This window comes from Enterococcus infantis, from assembly GCF_049166715.1.
GTDB lineage: Bacteria > Bacillota > Bacilli > Lactobacillales > Enterococcaceae > Enterococcus_C > Enterococcus_C leclercqii.
This window is the reverse complement of the sequence record NZ_JBMHFB010000010.1, coordinates 52,662-76,103: the sequence shown is the minus strand read 5'-3', so window position 1 is coordinate 76,103 and position 23,442 is coordinate 52,662. Positions and strand designations below refer to the sequence as shown.

Annotated in this window: 25 protein-coding genes and 1 riboswitch; of the genes, 15 read left to right on the top strand and 10 right to left on the bottom strand. The window is 41.7% G+C overall.

Annotated features, from left to right (window positions below; all coding sequences use genetic code 11):
• Window positions 1-340: 340 nt before the first annotated feature.
• Together ACOMA8_RS12395 and ACOMA8_RS12390 are read right to left on the bottom strand one after the other, a co-directional pair.
• A complete protein-coding gene (locus ACOMA8_RS12395) occupies window positions 341-841 on the bottom strand; it encodes a hypothetical protein (protein ID WP_349733965.1) in 501 nt (166 codons plus the stop codon).
• 518 nt (window positions 842-1,359) lie between these two features.
• Window positions 1,360-2,073 (bottom strand): hypothetical protein, encoded by a 714-nt coding sequence (locus tag ACOMA8_RS12390; protein ID WP_349733966.1) that lies wholly within the window; start codon window positions 2,071-2,073, stop codon window positions 1,360-1,362.
• A 484-nt stretch (window positions 2,074-2,557) separates the two neighbouring features.
• On the opposite strand from ACOMA8_RS12390, the gene ACOMA8_RS12385 reads away from it, so the two are divergent.
• The gene (locus ACOMA8_RS12385; RefSeq protein ID WP_349733968.1) at window positions 2,558-3,019 is read left to right on the top strand and encodes a helix-turn-helix domain-containing protein; all 462 of its coding nucleotides are present in this window, start codon (window positions 2,558-2,560) and stop codon (window positions 3,017-3,019) included.
• A 312-nt stretch (window positions 3,020-3,331) separates the two neighbouring features.
• On the opposite strand, the gene ACOMA8_RS12380 is transcribed toward ACOMA8_RS12385, so the two are convergent.
• Window positions 3,332-4,204 carry a helix-turn-helix domain-containing protein gene (locus ACOMA8_RS12380; protein ID WP_349733970.1) on the bottom strand — a complete coding sequence of 291 codons (873 nt, stop codon included), beginning with the start codon at window positions 4,202-4,204 and terminating at the stop codon, window positions 3,332-3,334.
• A 181-nt stretch (window positions 4,205-4,385) separates the two neighbouring features.
• Here ACOMA8_RS12380 and ACOMA8_RS12375 point away from each other — a divergent pair, with 181 nt between their 5' ends.
• From ACOMA8_RS12375 to ACOMA8_RS12360, 4 genes are all read left to right on the top strand, one after another.
• Window positions 4,386-4,736: a hypothetical protein gene (locus ACOMA8_RS12375; RefSeq protein ID WP_349733971.1), complete on the top strand. Its 351-nt coding sequence runs from the start codon at window positions 4,386-4,388 to the stop codon at window positions 4,734-4,736.
• A 206-nt stretch (window positions 4,737-4,942) separates the two neighbouring features.
• The gene (locus ACOMA8_RS12370; RefSeq protein WP_421371129.1) at window positions 4,943-5,788 is read left to right on the top strand and encodes a rolling circle replication-associated protein; all 846 of its coding nucleotides are present in this window, start codon (window positions 4,943-4,945) and stop codon (window positions 5,786-5,788) included.
• Window positions 5,789-5,809: 21 nt separating this feature from the next.
• Complete coding sequence (locus ACOMA8_RS12365; RefSeq protein WP_349733975.1) at window positions 5,810-6,085, top strand: DNA-binding protein; 276 nt, start codon at window positions 5,810-5,812, stop codon at window positions 6,083-6,085.
• A 94-nt stretch (window positions 6,086-6,179) separates the two neighbouring features.
• A complete protein-coding gene (locus ACOMA8_RS12360) occupies window positions 6,180-7,403 on the top strand; it encodes a site-specific integrase (RefSeq protein ID WP_349734437.1) in 1,224 nt (407 codons plus the stop codon).
• A 31-nt stretch (window positions 7,404-7,434) separates the two neighbouring features.
• Here ACOMA8_RS12360 and ACOMA8_RS12355 read toward each other — a convergent pair whose 3' ends face one another.
• From ACOMA8_RS12355 to thiD, 4 genes are all read right to left on the bottom strand, one after another.
• On the bottom strand, window positions 7,435-7,698 hold the full coding sequence (locus ACOMA8_RS12355; RefSeq protein WP_421371126.1) for a type B 50S ribosomal protein L31: 264 nt from the start codon (window positions 7,696-7,698) through the stop codon (window positions 7,435-7,437).
• A 101-nt stretch (window positions 7,699-7,799) separates the two neighbouring features.
• A complete protein-coding gene (gene rho, locus ACOMA8_RS12350; RefSeq protein WP_421371124.1) occupies window positions 7,800-9,095 on the bottom strand; it encodes a transcription termination factor Rho in 1,296 nt (431 codons plus the stop codon).
• A 39-nt stretch (window positions 9,096-9,134) separates the two neighbouring features.
• A complete protein-coding gene (locus ACOMA8_RS12345) occupies window positions 9,135-10,406 on the bottom strand; it encodes a UDP-N-acetylglucosamine 1-carboxyvinyltransferase (RefSeq protein ID WP_421371121.1) in 1,272 nt (423 codons plus the stop codon).
• 284 nt (window positions 10,407-10,690) lie between these two features.
• Window positions 10,691-11,482, bottom strand: a complete 792-nt coding sequence (gene thiD / locus ACOMA8_RS12340) for a bifunctional hydroxymethylpyrimidine kinase/phosphomethylpyrimidine kinase (RefSeq protein WP_421371191.1) — start codon at window positions 11,480-11,482, stop codon at window positions 10,691-10,693.
• A 156-nt stretch (window positions 11,483-11,638) separates the two neighbouring features.
• Window positions 11,639-11,737: riboswitch (TPP riboswitch) on the bottom strand.
• A 194-nt stretch (window positions 11,738-11,931) separates the two neighbouring features.
• Here thiD and ACOMA8_RS12335 point away from each other — a divergent pair.
• The gene (locus ACOMA8_RS12335; RefSeq protein ID WP_161899339.1) at window positions 11,932-12,309 is read left to right on the top strand and encodes a YxeA family protein; all 378 of its coding nucleotides are present in this window, start codon (window positions 11,932-11,934) and stop codon (window positions 12,307-12,309) included.
• Window positions 12,310-12,468: 159 nt separating this feature from the next.
• Here the strand turns inward: ACOMA8_RS12335 and ACOMA8_RS12330 are convergent, their stop codons facing one another.
• Window positions 12,469-13,338 carry a class II fructose-bisphosphate aldolase gene (locus ACOMA8_RS12330; RefSeq protein ID WP_161899338.1) on the bottom strand — a complete coding sequence of 290 codons (870 nt, stop codon included), beginning with the start codon at window positions 13,336-13,338 and terminating at the stop codon, window positions 12,469-12,471.
• A gap of 375 nt (window positions 13,339-13,713) precedes the next feature.
• Between ACOMA8_RS12330 and folB the strand changes: the two genes are divergently transcribed.
• From folB to ACOMA8_RS12295, 7 genes are all read left to right on the top strand, one after another.
• A complete protein-coding gene (folB, locus tag ACOMA8_RS12325; RefSeq protein ID WP_161899337.1) occupies window positions 13,714-14,082 on the top strand; it encodes a dihydroneopterin aldolase in 369 nt (122 codons plus the stop codon).
• Window positions 14,079-14,564: a 2-amino-4-hydroxy-6-hydroxymethyldihydropteridine diphosphokinase gene (gene folK, locus ACOMA8_RS12320; RefSeq protein WP_421371117.1), complete on the top strand. Its 486-nt coding sequence runs from the start codon at window positions 14,079-14,081 to the stop codon at window positions 14,562-14,564. Before folB ends, folK begins: the two co-directional genes overlap by 4 nt.
• A gap of 2 nt (window positions 14,565-14,566) precedes the next feature.
• Window positions 14,567-15,124, top strand: a complete 558-nt coding sequence (folE, locus tag ACOMA8_RS12315; protein WP_420022081.1) for a GTP cyclohydrolase I FolE — start codon at window positions 14,567-14,569, stop codon at window positions 15,122-15,124.
• A 39-nt stretch (window positions 15,125-15,163) separates the two neighbouring features.
• The gene (locus ACOMA8_RS12310; RefSeq protein WP_421371115.1) at window positions 15,164-15,763 is read left to right on the top strand and encodes a non-canonical purine NTP pyrophosphatase; all 600 of its coding nucleotides are present in this window, start codon (window positions 15,164-15,166) and stop codon (window positions 15,761-15,763) included.
• The gene (gene folP, locus ACOMA8_RS12305) at window positions 15,756-16,562 is read left to right on the top strand and encodes a dihydropteroate synthase (protein ID WP_421371113.1); all 807 of its coding nucleotides are present in this window, start codon (window positions 15,756-15,758) and stop codon (window positions 16,560-16,562) included. Before ACOMA8_RS12310 ends, folP begins: the two co-directional genes overlap by 8 nt.
• Window positions 16,555-17,211 (top strand): hypothetical protein, encoded by a 657-nt coding sequence (locus ACOMA8_RS12300; protein ID WP_421371111.1) that lies wholly within the window; start codon window positions 16,555-16,557, stop codon window positions 17,209-17,211. Before folP ends, ACOMA8_RS12300 begins: the two co-directional genes overlap by 8 nt.
• Window positions 17,212-17,296: 85 nt before the next feature.
• Complete coding sequence (locus ACOMA8_RS12295) at window positions 17,297-18,076, top strand: nucleoside phosphorylase (protein ID WP_421371109.1); 780 nt, start codon at window positions 17,297-17,299, stop codon at window positions 18,074-18,076.
• Between the two features lie 83 nt (window positions 18,077-18,159).
• Here the strand turns inward: ACOMA8_RS12295 and ACOMA8_RS12290 are convergent, their stop codons facing one another.
• Together ACOMA8_RS12290 and ACOMA8_RS12285 are read right to left on the bottom strand one after the other, a co-directional pair.
• Entirely contained in the window at window positions 18,160-19,770 is a 1,611-nt protein-coding gene (locus tag ACOMA8_RS12290; protein ID WP_161899330.1) for a CTP synthase, read from the bottom strand.
• 285 nt (window positions 19,771-20,055) lie between these two features.
• A complete protein-coding gene (locus ACOMA8_RS12285) occupies window positions 20,056-20,916 on the bottom strand; it encodes a metallophosphoesterase family protein (protein WP_421371107.1) in 861 nt (286 codons plus the stop codon).
• 445 nt (window positions 20,917-21,361) lie between these two features.
• Between ACOMA8_RS12285 and ACOMA8_RS12280 the strand changes: the two genes are divergently transcribed.
• Together ACOMA8_RS12280 and glnA are read left to right on the top strand one after the other, a co-directional pair.
• On the top strand, window positions 21,362-21,739 hold the full coding sequence (locus ACOMA8_RS12280) for a MerR family transcriptional regulator (protein WP_161899328.1): 378 nt from the start codon (window positions 21,362-21,364) through the stop codon (window positions 21,737-21,739).
• Between the two features lie 44 nt (window positions 21,740-21,783).
• Entirely contained in the window at window positions 21,784-23,124 is a 1,341-nt protein-coding gene (gene glnA / locus ACOMA8_RS12275) for a type I glutamate--ammonia ligase (protein ID WP_161899327.1), read from the top strand.
• Window positions 23,125-23,442 lie beyond the last annotated feature (318 nt).

Sequence of the window (23,442 nt, the reverse complement as noted above, 5' to 3'; positions counted from 1 at the left end):
CTTAATCTAATCATAAAGATTTTCTTAAGCTTTTTTGAATATAACTTTAGCAAAGTAAACATATTACTCGGAAAATTTCAAGTCAATCTTTTTAGCGACTACCGAAAAAAGACTTTTCCTTTGTATTTAAAATAAGGCTGGATGATCTCTCACCCAGTATACTGTTCATGTATATTTTAGTACATATACTTTGAAAATTATATGTTAATAATGGAACTACTATACTTAATAAAATGAATCATTTCATCTTGCGATAAGCGAGAATACAAAAAAAGCCAAGAGAAAGACTCTCTCGGCTACAATAAATCTGATTATTTTCTTTTCCTTCATAAAATCGAGATTAAAAAACCAAGGTCATAATCGCGGCAGTTACAAGGTTGGCAACAGTAGCATTCATGCCAACCTTCCGACATGCGTTGTAAACTGCATCTTGAATTGTTCCTGTAGCATTCTCAATAAAACTTAATAAAGTATCTAATGATGAATGAGCCACGATATATGCTTTTACAGAAGCTGGTAATAAATTATAAGCTTTTCGAATTAGTTTTACTGCCCAAGTGAATTTCCCTCGTTCTCCTGATTGTCCATTGTTTTCTATCAAGCCATTTTCTATCATGACTGGATTTTCTAGGTTAGTATGATAGTTCCCAATCTGTTGATCATTAAATCCTAGTTTTTTCAATTGATCATCAGAAACTCCAATAAATTTATCCTCTCGCACAGATTCAAGTTCTACCTTAGCTGTCTCGCTTGCGTATACCACACTTGTTACTGACGGTACAGTCACTGAAAGTAGAGTAGCTAACGCCACTGACCCGGCAATCAAAATCGTTTTTTTCATAACACATCCACACTCTTTTCGTTTTTTTATTTTTGAAGCAAGTTAATATTATTATGTAGAAGGTCCATTTAAAAGCAGTTTACTCTTTACATCCCCCAGTTTCACTTTACATCTTATTTTTTATATGTTTTTTTATTCGCATTTAAATACAACAATGACTTAATATGATTTGTTAATATATCTTTCATAACAACTCCTTATTTTGCCAAGTTAACATTAGCTCAAGAAAAAATTCCTTCGGCTATCGAAAAAATAGCCAAAGGAATTATAAGCAAATAATATACATTATTATCAGTCATACTCAACATTCTGTATTCTTAAGCTCCAAGCTTTATCTACAGCTCTCACTTTTTTTTGCAAATAAGTATCCCGTTAACACAGATGGGATACCAATGATTAAAAACATCACTAATCCAGAAATATTAAATACATAGGTTATGAAAAAGCACACAAGAGTTATGATTAACATAAATATATGCAAATATCTTTTCAAATTTTTCTTAATTGTTCTCATTCTATCAAGGGACCTTAACCGTATAACTCAATGAGATACCAGGTATGTCCACCCCAACGTCAACTTGCTTTAAATGATTATTCACAGCCCACCCAACAGTTCCGCCAATAGCGGCACTAATTGCCCCAACTACTCCAGCGGTTACTGGATTAACTGCAAATTTTTTCAGATAAAATCCACAATATCCAGCAGCAAACCCTCCAGCAACCACAGCTGACATTCCTCTAACTTTTGATCCTAGTTTAATATGAAGCCCCACAAACCCTCTTGCATTTGATTGATCTAAAGACTGTGTCTCTTGATTTAAGATTGACAAATCTCGCAAATCTTTATCTGTTAGATGTAGTTTAGTTCGCAAGTCTTGATTATTTAAATCTAATTGAATGTTTCCCTGCGAATCTTCATAAAAATAAGGTTCCAAGTTAATAGGCAAATATAAATTATTATCTGAGGCAAAAGTGGTCAGACTATTAATATCTTTAAAATAAATTGAATCATCTGTCCTTAAAACATTCTCGTATTGGATACTTTTATCACTAATATTTGATCCTTCAGATAAAGTAACGTTACTACCCCCAATAAATTTACCATTTTGACCCGTTTTGACTTCTACCTTAGGAATTTCACTTGCGTTTACTAGACTCACGCCTGATGGTACTGTCACTGAAAATAAAGTAGCTAATGCTACTGTTCCAGCAATTACAATCTGTCTTTTCATAAGAACACGTCCTCTTTTCGCATTTTTATTTTTGTAACAAATTAATGTTATTATACGAAAAGTTCGTTTAAAAGCAGTTTATCCTTTACGTTACTTCATTTTTCTTTACATATATCCGTTCTCTTGTTTTATCCATATACCCGCTAAGCTAGAGACTTTCACAATTTTGAATTTAAAAGTACTTATAAAAATAGAAAGTTGCCTTTTTGACTTCTCTTTCAAAAGACCAAGTACATTGAAAAATAATCCTTAAGTTGAATCTAGCATCAAACAAATTGATACTGATACGAACTCGTTCATTACCATTCAAATCATTCTCCGTAATAACATTATCCTCACCCTTGAATTTCTCTTTATAACTACTTCTTTTTCAATATGTAAAGCGTAAAATAGATAAAAAAAGAGAAATGTAAAGCAAAACCTTCTTATTTATCTTAACTAAATAAAGTATACTAAAATAAATTCAAAGCTATAGGAGGAAAATATGAGTCTGGGTAGTATTTTAAAGTTTCAGCGAAAAACACATGGAATTTCCCAATTGGATTTAGCCGAGAAGTTACATGTTAGCCGCCAATCAATCTCCAGCTGGGAAAATGATCGTTCTTATCCATCAATAGACAACTTAATTTCTTTATCAGAATTATATAAACTATCCATTGATGATTTGCTAAAAGATAACGAAGAACTCCGAGAAAAAATCGAACGTAACCAAAAACGGATTCAAGAATATAAAGGACAGCTAGATAAATTGAATGAAACAATCAAAGAAAATAAGGAACCTGAATTTGGGGAATACGACAAAAAAGACGAATTTCTATTTTGCTTAACACTTATATTAATCTCAATAATATTATTACCTATTGGTCCGATTCTTCCAATCTGCTATTTCACTGTGAAAAGGCAAGAAAAGAAAGCGAAAGAGAGTGAAAATAAATCAAATGAATAGGCTAAAAAAAATCCCTCCCAAATACTTTTATGGAGTAATAAGTTTAAATATTCTGCTATTTTACCTATTGTTTTTATGGACGGATTCTACAATTTTTCTGGTAATTTTTTTACTTGAATGGATTTTATTTAACATTCATGGTTTTTATATTATCTTAAAGTACGTTAAAAATAGGAATAAATAGCCAAACACATTTTTATTCTAGTATAAGTACCAATGTATCTCCCTAGTATAACGAAGCTAGCAGGATTAATTCTTCTGCTCAAATTCACTATACAAAAGGAGTTTTTTTGATGGAAAATTATCCCAGTACTAGAGAATATCCTCTCTAAACCAATCCTCCAATTCATCCGTAGTAACTTTACTATAAATTCGGATTAGTACCGGACGTAACGTTTCAAATGCCTCTATCAATTCTTCTCCTCCAAACCGTCCAGAAAAAGATTTATTCGTCAGTTCTTCGGACAATCGATTGATTAATTCTCCAGTTTTTTGTTGATCTGCCAAGATATTAATTAGTTTCCCCACTAAATACTGATTTTCAAAATTACTATCCGCAAAAAAATCGTACTTATCGACTTCTTGCTTAACCATCTTAATCATATCATCTTTTTTTTCATAATTAAATTCACCGGCTACATCCATGTATTCGATGATTCCACTCGTAATAACGGTGACTGCCTCATCTTTCTTCTGTTTAGATAATTCATCGGCAATCGGCAACTGATTGATTTCATAAGTTGTCAATTTCTGGATTTCTTTCTTGATTACTTCTTGCTGTAATTCATAAAAATAATCATCCATAAACTCCTCACATGGATAACCAACTTCATTTTCCCATGCCGGGTTTTTAAACTCCCCAGTGTAAAACTCTTCTTTGATTGCTTTCACAACTTCTGGATGTTCTTGCACAATCCTGTTCTGCCCTTTTAACTGCAAATAGTCCGCAATATATTCTTCAATATCACCAAAGTAAAACCATCCTACCGGTTTCCCACTAATACTAGATAATTGATTAATGACACTTTCAGGGGCCAATGCATAGCCTTGAACATAGGAACTGATTGTTGGTTTCTTTACACCCAAGCGATTGCCTAACTCTGTAAAGGAAAGATTCATACTTTCTTTGATTTCTTTGATTCGTTGTCCTACCTTCACTTTATCAGGTTGTAATAAGCCAAACATAGATTACTTCCTCCTTGTCATTTTTACTTATTATATCACTCGTATAAAATTTCGTATACATTTTTTGATAAAATCACTTGACTTCGTATAAACAAACGTATAAAATACAAATCATAGATGGCCGTCTATATTTTTTTAAACCAAACGTATAAATTATCGTATATTAAAAAGGAGGGCTATTATGCCAATCAAAATCAATGATCTCACTTTACCAAAAGAAAAACTCGAAAAAGAATACCAAGTCGTCAATGTTACTCGCTGGCAAAAAGACGGAGAAATTCTAGGTTGGAGTTACGAATGTATCCTACCTAAACTCCGCTACGAGAAAATCAGTGTCAAAGTCAAATCTGAACAGCCTGTGATTACTCTTGAAGAGCTTACTCAACAAGGTCTAGCCATGGTTACGTTTACTAATTTAGAAATTTCTCCTTGGGGACGTTCAAATGGTCAATTCGTCAGCTACGGTTTATCAGCAACGGCAGATGCGGCAACTTTGATTCCGAAAAAACAAGGCAATACTTCACAAATCTAATTCTCCTATGGGTTTGTTGGGTGGTTAGGACGGGAACGGCGGGGCAGCGCCCACAGAGCCGTTTCTGTCCGTTAAGACCGCCCAATAAATCCATAGGCTGGAAGGACTGCTTTGCAGGACTTCCCCTTAACTTGATTTATAGAACAACATCAGGCGAAAAATGATGGTTCTTTGACAATTGAATACACATCAAGGAGTGATGATTTTTGAACGCTTATAATCAGAAAATCATTGAAACTCCCACGTACCTTGAAATTTATGATTATGAAGCAATCATTACTCCCAAACAAAAAACAGACAAAAATGAAACCAATCCAAAACGAAAAAAAGAACTCGCTTGGCTTTATGAAGAAGAAAATACCACTACCGATAAAAGAAGAAACTATGATGAATTATCTGCTCAAGGACAATACGACAGTTTAAAGCGAAAACAAAAATACTATCAAAATATGCGTTTTGAAATTGCCCGACTCGTGGACACAAACTTTGACAATCAGACGAAATTTTTAACCCTCACTTTCAGAGAAAACATTCAAGACATTTCCTATGCGAACAATGAATTCAAAAAATTTATCAAACGACTCAATTACGAACTCTATCACACAAAAAAGGCAAACCTAAAATACCTTGCCACGTGGGAAAAACAAGAACGAGGTGCGATCCATTACCACATTATCCTGTTTGACTTTTCTTTTATCTCCGTCAATCGCCTTACTACCATCTGGGGACATGGATTTGTCAAAATCAACAAGATCGATGTGGATAGTATCGAAAATCGTGGGCGCTACATCAGCAAATATTTCGATAAGGATTTGGATATGAAAGAGCATAAGAAAAAAGCCTTCTTCAAATCCCGCAACCTCAAAATACCCAGCGTCACAAAACAACTGGTGGAGCAACCTTTTGATACCACCAACCAAGACGTGCTATATACCAATGAGTACCTCGTAAGGCGCCCAATTTTTTACAGTGCTGTAAATGAAGGTGGAAATCCTGAACAAGAGATGGATTTTCAAGAAAGCATTGTTCGCTATACAAAAATAAAAAAATGAATCTCGAAAGTAGGTAAAAATATGACTGTTACTGTACCGATTGAATTTAATCAAGAAATAATTGAAGAACTTGTTCAATTAACAAAGCAAAAAATTGAGGAAGAAAGCGCACAACAATCAAACTTAAACGAGTTGCCTCCCTATCCAACAAGGAAACAATTAAAGCAACACCTAAAAATTGGGGATACTCGCCTCAATAGCTGGATTAATCATGGTTTAAAAATCATTCCTTTTGGGAAAGAAACTCGATTTGACCGTGAAGATGTAAAACTATTTTTAGATAGTCTGAAAATCTAGCCTTGACTTACCTGTTGTGGCTGCCTATGATACCCATAAGAAAGGAGTCAATCTTCTCTTTGATATACTGGCGAGTGAATCAAAGGAGACAATTATGATCAAAAAATATCAAAAGAAAAATGGCACAATCGCCTATATGTTCAAAGCCTATCTTGGCATTGATCCTGTTACAGGAAAAAAGAAATATACCACAAAACGTGGTTTTAAATCATCGAAAGAAGCCAGAAAAGCTTACAATCGCTTGATGGTACAAGTAGAAGAAAATGATGTAGTGACAGATTCACAACGTCCTTTTTCAGAATTGGCAGATGAGTGGTTTGAACAATACAAAAATACGGTTCGTGAAAGTACCTATGTCGCCCAAAAATTAGCTTACAAAAAGCATATCTTCCCTCTCTTTGGTAATTTGAAAATCTCAAGAATTTCAATTCCATACTGTCAAAAACAAGTAAATCATTGGTACAGCTACTACAAAAAGTATTCCAATTTGATTGGTTTGACTTCTTCCATTTTAAAATATGCTTTGAGTTTACGTCTTATTCGGAATAATCCCATGGACGCTGTGATTCGTCCAAAACGTAAGAAGCGAATTGACGAAGAACGCTATTCCGCACCTTACTATGAAAAGGAAGAACTATTGGAGTTCCTCGAAATTGCGAAAAACTATCCAGATCCGATTTATCCGATTTTTCGGATTTTAGCTTTTACAGGATTACGTAAAGGTGAACTCTTAGCCTTACGTTGGAAAGACATTGATTTTGAGAAAAGAACCCTTTCCGTCAAACAAACCTTAGCTACTTGTGACAAATGGGAAATTAAATTTCAAGTTCCAAAAACAGAAAAGAGCCTTCGAACAATCTCGATAGACTCTGAAACATTACAAGTGATTAAACGATGGCAATTGAAGCAAAAAGAATATTTTCTAAAAATGGGAATCAAACCGGCAAAAAATGGGGAACAACTCCTATTTGTATCAGAAGAAAATAAACCATTGTATTTAGACTATGTAAATCACAACTTAAAAATCATTATAAAAGAGAACAACTTAAAACGGATCACACCTCATGGCTTTCGTCATACTCATTGTAGTCTGCTATTTGAATCCGGTGCTTCACTCAAAGAAGTTCAAGTTCGACTTGGTCACACAGATATTAAAACGACTATGGACATCTATACCCATGTTACGAAACGACAGACAGAAGAAACGGCAAATCGCTTTGCAGATTTCATGAGTTCCACAGAGGAAAATCAAGAAAATTTGCAGAAGGTCAAAAGTATGGTCAAAAGCGAAAAAAAGCAGACTATCCCTATCAGATAGTCTGCTAAACGTTGATATATCAGCGTTTTTCTTATTGTGCAGCGTTCTTGTCTTTGAGACCGTATTTCTTGTTGAAACGGTCCACGCGTCCGTCTGCTTGGGTGAATTTTTGACGGCCAGTGTAGAATGGATGAGAGTCGGAAGTAACTTCGACACGGATCAACGGATAAGTGTTGCCGTCTTCCCATTCAACAGTTTCTTGTGAAGATTTAGTAGAACCTGACAAGAATTTAAAACCTGTTGTTGAGTCCATAAATACAACTGGATGGTAATCCGGATGGATATCTTTTTTCATAGTCGTTTTCGCTCCTTTGCCCTGGTCCATCTGCTGCACCAGAGTTCATTTTGTCTGATTTACAACATGAACATCTTACCATGATTCAAAATCAGATGCAATTATCTTTTTTGATTCCGGCTATTATTTTTACGACCGAAAGAAACTTCGGAAAATGCTTCAAAGAGCGCTTGATTGTTCTTGGTTTTCTTCAGAAGTTGGCGGAACTGTTCCGTATATTCCAAGGCATCACCGATCATATTGTTGCGCAGCTTCCAGGTTTCATCCAACTGAGCTGCCGTCATCAGCAATTCTTCTTTGCGGGTACCAGAACGCTTGATGTCGATGGCTGGGAAGATGCGACGCTCCGAGAGTTCCCGAGATAAGTGGAGTTCCATGTTACCGGTTCCCTTGAATTCCTCGTAGATCACGTCATCCATGCGGCTGCCGGTATCCACTAAGGCAGTGGCTAAGATGGTGAGGCTGCCGCCTTCTTCAATATTACGGGCGGCACCGAAAAATTTCTTTGGCTTGTATAATGCCGCCGGGTCAATCCCGCCGCTTAGTGTCCGACCGCTGGGAGGAACAACCAGATTGTAAGCGCGAGCCAATCGAGTGATACTGTCCATCAGAATGACAACGTCCCGCTTATCTTCAACCAGACGCATGGCTCGCTCTAAGACCAGCTCAGAAACCCGCGTGTGGTTTTGCGGCTGCAAGTCAAATGTCGAAGATACCACATCCCCTTTGACACTGCGTTCCAAATCGGTGACTTCCTCTGGTCGTTCGTCGATGAGAAGTACGATTAATTCTACTTCGGGATAATTATCGGTAATCCCGTTGGCAATTTCTTTTAAGATACTGGTTTTTCCGGCTTTTGGTGGGGCGACGATCAAGCCTCGTTGACCAAAGCCCACTGGTGCGAAAATATCAATCATGCGGGTAGCCAGACGTCCCGAAGTGGTTTCTAATTGTAGTTGTCTTTGCGGATATAAGGGAGTGAGTGCCGGAAAATGCGGACGCTGTTTGGCTTCTTCAGGATCTTTGCCGTTGACAGACTCTACGTGCATCAATCCATAATAACGCTCGGATTCCTTAGGTGGCCGGGCTTTTCCGGCTACCTTGTCTCCATTGCGAAGACCAAAACGTCGAATTTGCGAAGAAGAAATATAGATATCTTCAGCACTGGGGCCATAGTTGATTGGCCGTAAAAAGCCATAACCTTCTTGCCCAATGATATCTAAGATTCCTTCCATGTAATAAAAGCCCTGTTTCTCAGCCTGTGCGCGGATAACTGCCAGGGACAATTCCTTTTTATTCATCTGACTGTAATAAGGAATCTTGAATTGCTTTGCGTAGTTGTAAATTTCCTTTAAGGTTTTGTTTTCCAACTCCGCCATTGTCAAATAATCAGCCATGGGCCACCTCGTCTTTTTTTGTCAGCTCTTCACCGTAAATCATTGGCATTCATCTAACTCGATCATTTCGATGTCTGCACCCAATGCTGTGAGTTTTTCGACGATATGGTCGTAGCCCCGCAGGATAAATTCTACATTTGTGATAGTCGTTTCACCATCCGCCATGAGCCCGGCGATTACCAAACAAGCTCCTGCCCGCAAATCGCTAGCCACGACTTCGGCTCCGTGGAGTTTTGTTGGACCATTGATAATCATCATGTTGCCTTCGATTTGTCCGTCTGCCCCCATGCGATTCAGTTCCGGAATATGGTTGATTCGTTTGGAATAAATCGTATCGATAACTTCTGAGGTACCACCGGCTTTGATTAAAAGTGGCGTGATGGGCTGTTGCAAATCGGTAGCAAATCCCGGATAAGGATAGGTTTTTACCACAACTGGTTTCAAATCCGTGGCTGTTCCAACTTCAATGGTATCTTCGGAAATCGACATCGGCACCCCTAACTCTTCCAGTTTGGCAATGTAGCTTTCCAAATGCTCATAAATGACGTTGTTTACTTTGATTCCTTCACCTACCGCAGCGGCTAAAGCCAGATAGGTACCGGCTTCGATGCGATCGGGAATAATCGCATGTCGACAGCCATGAAGTGCTTTTACGCCTTCAATTCTAATTTCATTGGTACCGGCACCGCGAATCTTCGCCCCCATGTTGTTTAAAAGGGTCGCTACGTCGATAATTTCTGGCTCCCGGGCAGCATTTTCGATAATCGTTCGGCCTTCTGCTTTGACCGCTGCCAGCATGATATTGATGGTGGCGCCGATGGATACCATATCCAAAAAGATTCGTTCCCCATGAAGGGTTTTGTCCTGCGTTCGCAGATACATTGCCCCGTGCTCGTTGGTCACTTGTGCACCGAGAGTCTCAAAGCCTTTAATATGCAAGTCAATAGGGCGAGGGCCTAAATAGCAGCCCCCCGGCAGACCGACAACTGCTTCGCCGAATTTCCCCAGCAATGCTCCCATAAAGTAATAAGACGCCCGCAAGCTGTTGATCTTACCACTCGGCATTGGGATTGACACGATGTCGGTGGGATCAATCATCAAGGTGTTGTCAGAAAAGTTTGTGCGCACTCCCATGATTTCCAGAATCTCAATTAAAGAATGGACGTCTTGAATATCCGGTACGCCTTCTAAAGTCACCGGCGAATCTGCCAAAATCGCAGCTGGGATCAGTGCCACGGCGCTGTTTTTTGCACCGCTGATGGTGACTTCGCCCTTCAATGGACGGCCACCGCGAATTTTTATTTTTTTCATCTATCGTCACCTTATATCACGTTTTTTTATTGGTATGTATTGACTACATTCACTTTCGATTTTAACACAGGCACTGTCATTTCTAAACAGTAAATCCCCTTGCTCGCTGCCGCAGCTCCTTCAAAAATTCACGAGCTAACTGCTTGTGGTGATCCTAAATGATAACTCTTTTTTTATTTAAATAACAACTGGTTTCCTTATAACTAAGTGTTTGGTACTCGCTAGCGGTCTTCGTTTCTAGCAAAACACCCGCCGAAAATCGACGGGTGTTAACTGAACTCGGTTTATTCTGCTGCAAAAAATTTCCAAAAGTGATTGGTAGGGCCATGTCCTTTTCCTAATGGCAACGAATAGCGGATTGCCTGTGTGATGTAGTCTTTTCCACTAGCTACGGCTTCTTTTATCTCCGCTCCCAACGCCAACTGGGCACAGATTGCTGAAGACAAGGTACACCCGGTACCATGAGTATTTTTCGTGTCGATCCGAGGAGAATTGAAACTATAGTAGCTTTTCCCATCAAATAAAATATCGGTGGCATCCCCTGCTGCATGCCCCCCTTTTACTAAAACCGCGGCACCGGTGCGTTGCTGAATCACAGCGGCGGCTTCTTTCATCTGTTCCAGTGATTCGATCTTCATCCCGGCAATATGCTCAGCTTCCGGGATATTTGGCGTGATCAACGTCGCCAAGGGCAGCACTTTTTCAATCAAGGTCTCGATGGCAGACAGAGCCATCAATGGCGCACCATTTTTCGCATACATTACCGGGTCCAATACAATATTTTGTGGCTGCCATTTTTCTAGGCTTTCTGCGACGGCTTTCATCGTCTCCACTCCTGACAACATGCCGATTTTGACGGCATCAGGAAAAATATCTTCACAGACGGCATCGATTTGCTGCTGAATGACTTCGGGAGTGATATCTTGTACGCTGATTACCCGCACCGTATTTTCTGCGACAACTGAGGTAATAGCAGACATCCCGAAAACACCGTGAGCCGAAAATGTCTTCAAGTCCGCTTGGATCCCTGCACCGCCGCTGCAATCAGAGCCGGCGATGGTCAATGCTGTTTTCATCATTTGCTTGTTCTCCTTTAGGTTTAGGCTGATTCTCACTGCTTTGGTAAATAAGCTGACGATTTTCTGACAATCACCTTGCAAAAAAGAAAGACACCTTCCCGCAATAGGAAGATGTCTGAATCCGCTGGGTCGGTAGCCGCTGAAAGCTACAAGACTGCGCTCGACGTTGCTCCCTACGCTGGTGTTAGCCAACAGGTTCAAAGGGTCAGGTTTTACCTTCTCAACGCCAAATGCGTCCCCCTGCAAACAGTGATTTGATTGCATCATAGCGCATCGAATCGCTATTGACAAGTTTATTCTTTTACCTAAGAGAGATAAAATGACGAAAGTGTAAGAGTAAACTGGTTCTCAAGGCCGATATCACACGATTTTCTCCTTGATAAGATAAGAACATCAAGTTGAGCTGCCCCTGGGCAAGCAACAAACAAACCAAAGGAGAATTAACTATGAAAAAATTGTTCATTACACTACTCGCAGGCGGCACATTAATTGGCGGTGCACTACTGGTGATTCCTCAGCTTACCAAGAACAGTGGTGGGGAAATCGCTGGCATCATTGACCGTTTCAATCCCCTGGTAGCAGAAGGTGAAGTCTATGTCAAAACCAAAAAAGCCGATGAAGTCAACGGCTACGGCACCGCTACTTATCGGCAAACTGCAGTGGACAAAGACGGTCAAACCAGAACCATCGAATTTTCCGGTATGAGCGAGCTAAAAGTGGGTCATTACCTGAAGTTGAAAAATAAAGGAGCTTACGTGGAGACTTATGAAGAGGTCTTTGAAGATGAAATCCCAGCGGCCGCCTTGGCGGTATTGAAGAAATAATCTTTTCCCCCCTCTGAGCTGATAGTAACAACCCACAGGCCACAATTTGTAAGAAGGCTTCCCGCTTGTTGGCCTTAGCAGCCGAAATGACTTTCTCAGAAAATAGAAAAAACCCCTGCCTCTATCAGAAGCAGGGATTTTTATCATGCAAATGTTAGATTATGCTTTGTTAGCTGAACCAAACCAGTCGATGTGTTCTTCAGCGTCTTTAATGATGGCAGCTTTACCAGGTGCCAACAATTTACGAGGGTCAAAGCCTTTACCTTCGCGGTCTTTGCCAGCTTCGATGTATTCACGAGTTGCTTTAGCAAATGACAATTGGAATTCAGTGTTTACGTTGACTTTAGAGATACCCATAGAGATTGCTTTTTGGATTTGTTCTTGAGGGATACCTGAGCCGCCGTGCAATACCAATGGTACTTCATGGCCAACAGCGTCAGCGATTTCTTGCAAGTGGTCAAATGCCAAACCTTGCCAGTTTTCAGGGTAAACACCGTGGATGTTACCGATACCACAAGCCAAAGAGTCAATCCCTGTAGCTACCATTTGTTTACATTCTTCAATGTCAGCCAATTCGCCAGCACCGATGATTCCGTCTTCTTCACCGCCGATAGAACCAACTTCACATTCTACTGCGATACCTTTTGCATGTGCTGCTGCAACAACTTCGCGAGCTTTTGCCAAGTTTTCTTCAAAAGGCAGATGAGAGCCGTCGAACATAACTGAAGTGTAGCCAACTTCGATACATTCCATAGCTGCATCGTAGTCACCATGGTCCAAATGGATAGCAACTGGAACTGTGATATTCATGGATTCAACCAAGTTTTCAATCATATTTTTGATAACTTTGTAGCCGCCCATGTATTTAGCAGCACCCATAGATGTTTGGATCAGAACTGGCGCTTTTTTAGCTTCTGCAGCTTCCAAAATAGCTTGTGTCCATTCCAAGTTGTTTGTGTTGTAACCGCCGATTGCATAGCCGCCTTTACGAGCTGCTTTCAGAAATTCTGCTGATGATACTACTGGCATGATAAAATTCCTCCTAAAATTGAGTACTTTATTTGTTAAGCCTTGACTTAACCAACGCTTATATTTTAGCAAACTTATCCGCTAAGCGCTAGTGTTACCGACTTTTTCTTAGCTGATTTACAATAAAATAGCGAAATTTTCCGGCTTTTTTCAGAAAACTAATGATTGTTAAAACAAAGAAAGCGGTCTGCCTGATAGAAAAAATAACTAAAGCAACTGTTTAAGCCCCGTAAATCTTTAAAAAAGCCGGAAACAGTCGACTTGCGGCTGCTTCTTGGTATAATAAGCCCAATGATAGTTTGCGGCCAATGGTCTAATGCAACACTTGGCTATTTGTGTCGCTTTCTATCCAAACTGTGATTGGAGGTTGTTTTGGTGGATTTGATCAAAATCAACAATCTGAAATTTTATACGAAAAATGGGGTCCTGCCTGAAGAACGGGTTTTGGGCCAACAACTAGAGGTCGATATCGAATTACGCCTTGATTTAGCCAAAGCTGGTAAAAGCGATGACGTTGCTGATACGGTGAGTTATGCGGAGGTAAATGAAAAAATCAGCCAAACGATCACTACTCGCTCCTTCAACTTGATTGAGGCTGTCGCTTCTGCTCTTTTAGATGACATCGAAGCCGATTTTTCTCAGCAGTTGGCTAGTGCCTTGGTACGGGTGCGTAAATACGGGGTACCAATGCCCGGCACCTTTGACAATGTTGAGGTGCAGCTGGAAAGAAGGTTCCCCAAATGATTGGCTATTTGGCTCTGGGCTCCAATATGGGTGATTCCTTGAAAAACCTAACTGCCGCCCGCGACCAATTGGATCAGTTAGAGGGAGTCACTGTTTTACAGTCCTCCAAGCTATACGAAACTGATCCCTATGGTCCAGTGGCTCAAGATGATTTTTTAAATGCGGTGCTTCAAATCGAGTGCCAGCTCCCTGCGGAAATGTTATTAGCAGAGATTCATCGTATCGAAGCCGCATTGGGGCGAACTCGAGAAATTCACTGGGGGCCTCGTACGGTAGATATTGATATTCTTTTACTGGGAGATCTTGTGATGGATACACCACAATTGACGATTCCTCACAAAGAGCTGACCAAGCGTTCTTTTGTGTTGGTTCCCCTACAAGATATCTACCCCGATGAAAACTTACTGGGGCGCCCGCTAACCGAGTGGATCACCGCTTCCGGAAATCGCTCAGAAGTACGAAAAAGTGAAAAGGTGTGGTAAGGATGGAAGAACAAGCAATTATTGAAAAAGCCGTCACGGAAATACTGACAGCTGTCGGAGAAGATCCCCAACGGTCCGGTTTAAAAGAAACCCCGGCACGAGTTGCTCGCATGTATGCAGAAGTGTTCAGTGGACTGAACAACGAGTTTGATGACTATAAATTATTTGACTCTGAAAGTGCTGGCGAAATGGTCGTAGTTAAGGATATTCTCTTTTATTCGATGTGTGAGCATCACCTACTACCCTTTTTTGGCCACGTCCACATCGCCTATATTCCATCAGAAAATAAAGTGATTGGTCTTTCAAAACTGCCGCGCTTGGTGGAACATTGTGCCCGCCGTCCGTCTGTTCAAGAAAACCTGACCAAGATGATTGGTCAGGAATTGGAAGCCCATATCCCGGTCAAAGGAGTAGCTGTCGCTATCGAAGCCGAGCATATGTGTATGGCGATGCGGGGCGTTCGCAGTCCCCAATCTAAAACGAAAACCTTCTATTATTCCGGTTGCTTCAATGAAGACCGTGAACAAAAAGATGATTTTCTATTGGCAATTCGTTCATAAGTAATCCCACGAAGTTATTTCTGGAGGTGAACTCATTCAATGGAGCTGATTGTTGCAACACATAATTTGGGAAAGCTCGAGGAAATGCGCAGAGGACTAAGAGAAGCGGCCCCGACGGTTCGGTTGCGACCGGTGACTGATTTTCTTTCCTCTTTACCGGATGCTCCCGCAGAAAATGGCTCGACGTATCTGGAAAACGCTCTGATTAAGGCTACCTTTTATGCTGATTTACTAGGCCGACCAGTCATTGCCGACGATGGCGGTCTTGAGCTGACAGCTTTTCCCAACTTGTTGGGCCTTCACACCAGTCGTTTTTTTAAAGGCGAAAGTGACCGGGCCAAAAATCAAGAAATCCTTTCCTTGTTTGAAAATACTGCTGCATCACGAAAAGCCCATTTGCATGCCTGCCTCGTCTATTATCGCTCCTCCGAGGATTTTCTGACAGCAGAGGGCACCTTGACAGGGGAAATTGTTTCTGAAAAAGGCGAGATGGGCTACGGCTTCGATCGAATCTTTTGGTTGCCAACTGAAAAAAAGACGCTGGCGCAGTTGCCTCAGTCACAACGAGATGGCTACAGTCCACGGGTACAAGCACTGCTGGCACTTATTGAACAACTACGAGGTGAAGAACATGGTTGATTTTACAAAAAAATATCAAGTAATGGGCATCTTAAACGTCACACCAGATTCTTTTTCTGATGGTGGTGAACATTTTGATACCCACGAGGCGCTACTTCATGCACAACAACTAATCGCTGACGGCGCCGCCATTTTGGATATCGGTGGCCAGTCCACTCGACCAGGTTATGTGGAAGTGTCACCGGCAGAAGAAATCGCTCGTATCGTACCAGTGATTCGAGAATTGAAGAAAACCACCTCTGTTCCCCTATCAGTAGATACTTATTTTCCAGAAGTTGCAGAAGCCGCTATTGCTGCCGGCTGTGACATCATCAATGATATCCGCGGACTGGACACGCCGGGAATGCTAGCCGTCTTAGCCAAAGCGCCCCATATCGGGATTATCATCATGCATTCTCGTCCTCGACGCAAGGAATTGACTGTTGCCCAGGACATCCAATCTTTCTATCTGGAAAAATACGAAGCTTGTCTAGCCAGTGGTATCAATCCGCAGCGACTGTGTTTTGATCCTGGTGTTGGTTTTGGTAAAACGCCCGCAGAAAATGTCACGATTATCCGTGAGCCGGAAAAGTTTCGTTTTCGCGATTTTCCAGTCCTTTACGGGGTTTCTCGCAAACGAACTATCGAACATCTGACAGACGAGCCGAATCCCCGAAAAAGAGATTATGGTACTATCGCAGCTTCTTTGTTTGCCTGTGATAGAGATAATGTCGAGATTCTGCGAGTGCACAATGTCAAAGGAATGGTAGATGGGCTAAAGGTCTGGTCGCGTTTGAAAAATGACGATGCCCATGTCTAATTTCCAAAAAGCTGGTTATGTCGCAGGAAATGCTGGTAAAAACCTGTTGCGCACCCCAGGGGTCTGGTCCAGTGGCATGCTGATTTTTTTACTTGGAATAATTACCTACTGTGGAGTAAATGGCTTTTATTTGCTTGAGCATTGGTACCAAGAAATCGTCACAACTGCTGCTGAAAATAATGAGACAACTGGCTCATTGATACAGATGATCCAGACACCACTACTTCCCATCCGACTATTCCAAGGGCTAGCGATGCTTGTCATCTTGTGCGCCGGTGTTCTTCTAATCGCTTATTGTCACCGAATCTTCCGACTGTTTGCTATGACCCAAAGAGCAGATTTCAAAATCATGAGTTTAATTGGCGAACGTACCGAAATTATCAGTATTGAGTTCGCCTTACAGAGTATTTATTTTATCGGTTATCTACTAGTCGGCAGTAGTATAGGAAGTCACTTACTCTATTGGTTTGTGTTAGCTCCTGAAGTTTGTCGAACGGTTTTTATTACCTTTCCGGCAATGGTGTGGCAGCTGTTCGCTTGGCACTTTGCCTTCTTTTTATTGGCGGCAGGCTATCTTTTTTTCCGTTTATTTTTATATGTTAGGCGCTATTTATGGTCCTGGTTTGATAATTTAGAGACAGAGTCTTAGACAGCTGCTTAATAGAAAATAACGACTTTTTACTGTTTATGTAACGTTTTAGGCTGCTGATCCCGATTTTAGAAAGGAGTCTGCCATGTTATTAGAAGAATTCGATCCAACTCCAAAGGCTATCATCAATCCAGATGATTCCGATGTTGTACTACTAGATTATCGATTACCGCTCCCGACAACAATTCTTTGTCCTTTCTCTGGAGAAATCATCACTCATCTACTCCAGAGAAAGCAAATTCGTCCGATTGGCTATACAAAAAGTATCAATGGAAAATCACCAATTTATTTATTGTCTCGCCCAGCCGGTCCTGATGTACTTGTCACGCTGGCAAAAGTAGGCAGCCCCGCCTGCATCGGGACGTTGGAAGACCTGGCTCCTTTAGGAATCACAAATTTCATTATTTTTGGCAGTTGCGGTGTGTTAAAGGCAGAACAGGCTTCCGATCAAATTAACCTCCCTACGGCAGCTTTACGAGACGAGGGAATGAGTTACCATTACGCTCCGCCAGCTGATGTCATCAAAGCGGATCCTCATGCCATTCACTTGATGGAAAAAGTTTTGCAACGTCATGAGATTCGCTATGAGAAAGGACTTACTTGGACAACAGATGCTTTTTTTCGGGAAACGCCAAAAAAATTAGCGCATCGCAAAGAACAAGGTGCCGTTTTCGTTGATATGGAGGCAGCAGCAACCTTTGCCTGGGCTCAATTTCGTGGTCATCGTCTGCTCCATTTTTTCTATTCTGCCGATCATATCCATACGAAAGGTTGGGATCGTCGGAAAAATCAACGCAGGCGCCATGTTGGCGACTATTTCGATGTGGCCTTACTATTTGCTGATGAATTATCAAAGACAAAATAAGAGAAACGGCGACTATTGCTGCGGTCGCCGTTTCTCTTTTAATCTGCTTTCACTTATCAAACCAGCAAAAGGATGCTAGTTGTTTATTTGCTTTCTTTATCTGCCAACGCCGCGCCGACAAAGGCTTTGATTAAGCGTTGTGGGCGGTTGGGACGAGAGATCAATTCTGGGTGGAATTGGCAACCGACAAAGAATTTTTTGTCCGTCAATTCAACGATTTCTACCAGACGGTTATCAGGAGAAACACCTGAGAATGTCATGCCGTTGTCTTCGAAGATTTCACGGTAACGATTGTTGAATTCATAACGGTGACGGTGGCGCTCTTGGACAACATCCTCGCCATCATAAGCCGTCGCTGTCTGTGTACCTTTTTTCAGCTTGCATGGGTACAGTCCCAAGCGCAAGGTACCACCAAGATTTTCGATATTTTCTTGATCCGCCATCAAGTCGATGATGTTGTTGGCTGTGTTCGGATCTGTTTCTGCTGAAGCAGCATCTTCTAAGCCGACAACGTTACGGGCAAATTCAACACAGGCCATTTGCATACCCAGACAGATTCCCAAGAAAGGTACGTCGTTTTCACGAGCATAGCGAATCGCTTCGATCTTACCTTCTACCCCGCGATCGCCAAAGCCACCGGGAACCAAGATACCATCTGCGTCTTTCAATAATTCATCGACATTTTCACGAGTCACGTCTTGAGCCTTGATCCAGTCGATGCAGATGTCAGAATCAAAAGCAAAGCCGGAGTGTTTCAATGATTCCACCACAGAGATATATGCATCTGGCAGTTCCACATATTTACCTACCAATGCAATGCGAACAGTTTTCTTCAAATTCAATACCTTTTCTTCCAGTGCCCGCCATTCAGTCATGTCCGCAACTGGTGCATCAATTTTCAAATGGTCACAAACGATTTGGTCCATTTTCTGAGCTTGCAGTGCCAAAGGAATCGAGTACAGTGTTTCTACATCGCGGGATTCAATAACCGCTTCTGGTGCCACATCACAAAATTGTGCCAATTTATTTTTCGTGCCTTGTTCTACTGGCAATTCTGTCCGAACCACCAAGATGTTTGGCTGAATTCCCAAGCCCCGCAGTTCTTTGACGCTGTGCTGTGTTGGCTTGGTCTTCATTTCACCAGCAGCCTTCAAATAAGGAATCAGTGTTGTGTGAATGTACATCACATTGTCAGCACCGACATCTGCTTTCATCTGACGCAAGGCTTCCAAAAACGGCAGTGATTCGATATCGCCAACAGTTCCGCCAACCTCAGTGATAATAATATCGGAGTCAGTCAACTTGGCTGCCCGCATGATTTTTTCCTTGATTTCGTTGGTGATATGAGGAATAACTTGAACAGTCGCTCCCAAGTATTCTCCTTTACGCTCTTTACGCAGGACTTCAGAGTAGATCTTACCGGTAGTCACGTTGGAATACTTGTTCAAATTGATGTCGATGAACCGTTCATAATGCCCCAGGTCCAAGTCAGTTTCAGCGCCGTCGTCAGTCACGAAGACTTCTCCGTGCTGATAAGGACTCATCGTACCTGGATCGACGTTGATATAAGGATCGAATTTCTGGATGGTCACTTTCAATCCGCGGTTTTTCAAGAGTCGCCCCAAAGATGCTGCTACGATTCCTTTACCAATGGAGGATACCACGCCGCCTGTTACAAAGATGTATTTCGTCATTAAAACTACTCCTTCTTCCTATTGTAGTAATGAATCCCGTTAAGGATCATCTGCACTGCCAAAGACTAGCCAACAATCATAAAAATCATTAGCCTATCTTTTCATTGGAAGCACTGCTGCAATGCCTTTTAAAACCCGTTGACTGCTCTTCCGGGTTTCAAAAAACTTAAAAAGCTCCCTATCCGTTTGAATAGGGAGCTTTGAAATCACAGTTTGTGTACCCTCTTCAAGGGTGCCCAAGTAGGATAATACAAGCTGGCGAAAAAAAAGTCAAGGGTAGGAATTTCAAGTAAGGGGTTTCTGTTTAGCAAGCTGGTTGGTAAAGCGCTTTTCAACTTGCTCGCGATACCCCATTGCTTCATTGATTGGCGCCAGATAAGCTGCATCGTGGGTGCGAATCTTACTCGTGTGAAGTTGTTCTTCATAAATTCTTAAATAAGGTAAATTTCGCTGCTCCGCTAAGGCCAACTCAGCTTCCACATCGTAAGGCGTTTTGCGAAATTCCACGGACCAGCCTTGTTCATCGGTTATCGTCAAGATTGCGTATTGCGCCCGCAAATCCTGACACAGCGGTGCGTGTCGTAAGAAGGGTTGCCCAATTGAGCCGGGATTAATGACGGCTTGGTCAGCAGACGTGTAGCGCAGCAATTGATGATGGATGTGTCCATAAATATAAATGTCACAATCTGTTGGTACAGCCTCATCGAAGTTCTCAGACGCAGCACTTTGCTCCAAAAAACGGCCATAATTACAAGTCGGCGTATGGTGAGCGAGGCAAATTCGCAAGCCATTGACAGTGATCGTCTCCGTCAGCGATGCCACAGTGATTGCCTCGATTTTTTCTGAATTTTTCTGTGCTAACAAATACTCCACTAATTTGCCAAAATAAATATCAGTGGGGTCATCGAGATCAAATTCTCCGTTTAGAATTTCTCGAATGCTGCTATCCCAGTTCCCCTGTAAGATAATAGAAGTTCCCACAGATGCCAATAGCTCCAGCAGCTCACTGCCGCCAGGTCCTGGCAAAAACAGATCGCCCAAATACCAACAATCCGTAATTTCTTCTCTTTTCAATTCGTCACAAACTGCCTGCAGTGCGGTCACTGTTCCGTGCACATCTGAAAGCAGCGCAATCTTTCTTTGCAAATGAACTCCCCCATCCAAAAATCTTCTACTTACATTCTCCATTTATTTTAACATAGACCAACAGCCTACTTTCATAAGAAGTGAAACTCTACCAAAAGCGCAGATTATTTCGGAAAACAATTGAAATCAGGACTCCTTTCAATCGATTTTCGGCTTATACAAGCAGATCAACCACTTTTTCTCAAAAAAAGTTTATAAACGTTCGGCTTTTACTTTTTACAAAACCCCCGGCAAATCAACATTTCTAAAATTTCAGAATATTTTTTTGATTGTTATGTTAGAAAACCTGACATATGCCATTGACGGATTTTTTCTCGGTTGGTATAGTTATCACAAGTTAAACGAACCTAACTGTTGGTGCTTCAAAAAACTGCTTGAATCAACAAGGGTTTCGTTAAGACTTGCCAGACCTGGTCTGGACCTTTTGCAGGAAAGGAGCACCCTCATGCGCGAAAAAGAATTACGCCGTTCCCTCTCAGTCTTCCCCATTGGCACAGTGATGAAGCTGACAGATTTATCTGCTCGCCAGATTCGTTATTACGAGGAGCAAGATTTAATCCACCCGGAGCGCAGTGAAGGCAACCGCCGCATGTATTCCCTCAATGATATTGATACTCTGTTGGAGATTAAAGACTACTTGACAGACGGTCTGAATATGGCGGGAATCAAGCATGCCTATCAAATGAAACAAAAGCAAGAACAGCAAGCCAAGGCGAAAAAGCCACTGACTGACAATGATGTGCGTCGAATCTTTTATGACGAGCTGCTCTCACAGGGCGGTTTGAATCAAAACAATCCATACCAACAGGGGCCGCGGATGTAGTCACTGTTGTGGAAATAAAAAAACTAACTTAAGGATGGGATCAAATGCCAAAATCAAATTACACTACCGACGATATCACTCGTATCGCACAGGAGGAAAATGTACGCTTCTTGCGCTTGATGTTCACTGACATCATGGGAACGATCAAAAACGTTGAAGTCCCAGTCAGCCAATTGGCAAAAGTCCTGGACAACAAAATGATGTTCGACGGCTCCTCTATCGAAGGCTTTGTTCGGATTGAAGAATCTGATATGTACTTGTATCCCGACCTTTCTACTTGGATGATCTTCCCTTGGGAAAGTGACCACGGCAAAGTTGCTCGTTTGATCTGTGACATCTACAATCCAGACGGCACGCCATTTGCCGGCGATCCCCGCGGCAATCTGAAACGCCAATTACACAAAATGGAAGCATTGGGCTTCACTTCCTTTAACTTGGGTCCTGAGCCGGAATTCTTCTTGTTCAAATTAGATGAAGATGGCAACATTACAACAGATCTAAACGATGCCGGGGGATATTTCGATTTTGCTCCGACTGACTTAGGTGAAAATTGCCGCCGTGACATTGTTTTGGAATTAGAAAGTCTCGGTTTTGAAGTGGAAGCTTCCCACCATGAAGTTGCCCCTGGCCAGCACGAAATTGACTTCAAATACGCCAATGTCGTTGAAGCCTGTGACAATATCCAAACTTTCAAGCTGGTAGTCAAAACAATCGCCCGCAAACATGGTCTACACGCAACCTTCATGCCGAAACCACTTTTTGGCATCAACGGCTCTGGAATGCACTGCAACATGTCTATGTTCAAAGGCAGCGAGAATGCCTTCTACGATCCTAAAGGAGAAATGCAGCTTTCAGAAACAGCCTACCACTTCTTAGGAGGCTTGATGAAACACGCCCGGGCTTACACTGCAGTTTGTAACCCATTGGTAAACTCCTACAAACGTCTGGTTCCTGGCTACGAAGCACCGGTCTATGTTGCCTGGTCTGGTCGCAACCGTTCCCCATTGATCCGTGTGCCTGAATCTCGTGGATTGTCTACTCGATTGGAGCTGCGTTCTGTTGACCCTTCTGCTAATCCATATATGGCAATGGCCGTTCTCTTAGCAGCCGGTCTCGATGGAATCAACAACAAACTAACACCTCCTCCAGCCGTTGACCGCAACATCTACATCATGAACGAAGAAGAGCGCAAAGAAGCACAAATCCAGGATCTGCCTTCTACTCTTCATAACGCCATCAAAGAACTACGCACTGACGTCGTGATGAAAGAAGCATTGGGTGACCATATCTTCTCCAACTTCCAAGAAGCCAAACGTCTGGAATGGGCTTCCTTCCGACAAACCGTTTCTGAATGGGAGCGGGAACAGTACCTCGAATTGTACTAAACTCATCATCTAACAGGAAACAAAGCGCTGTGGGCGATAAGCTCACGGCGCTTTGTTTGTCAGTTGAAACATTATTCATAAGGCACGCTTTTGACAGCTAAAACCAGTAGCTTTGATAACAAAAAGACAGGCTATAACATCAATGATGAAATCAAGAACAGTCTGTGCTGTAATTTTTGTTGTGTCTCGCGTTTGATATTGTCGGCTTCGGAGGGTGGTGACAGGCCAATTGCCACTGTCTCGCCTTTTTGGTTTCGTCTTTGCTTATATTCTCTTTATAAAAGGATCACAAGATAAGTGTCGCCATCCTTTTGTTGT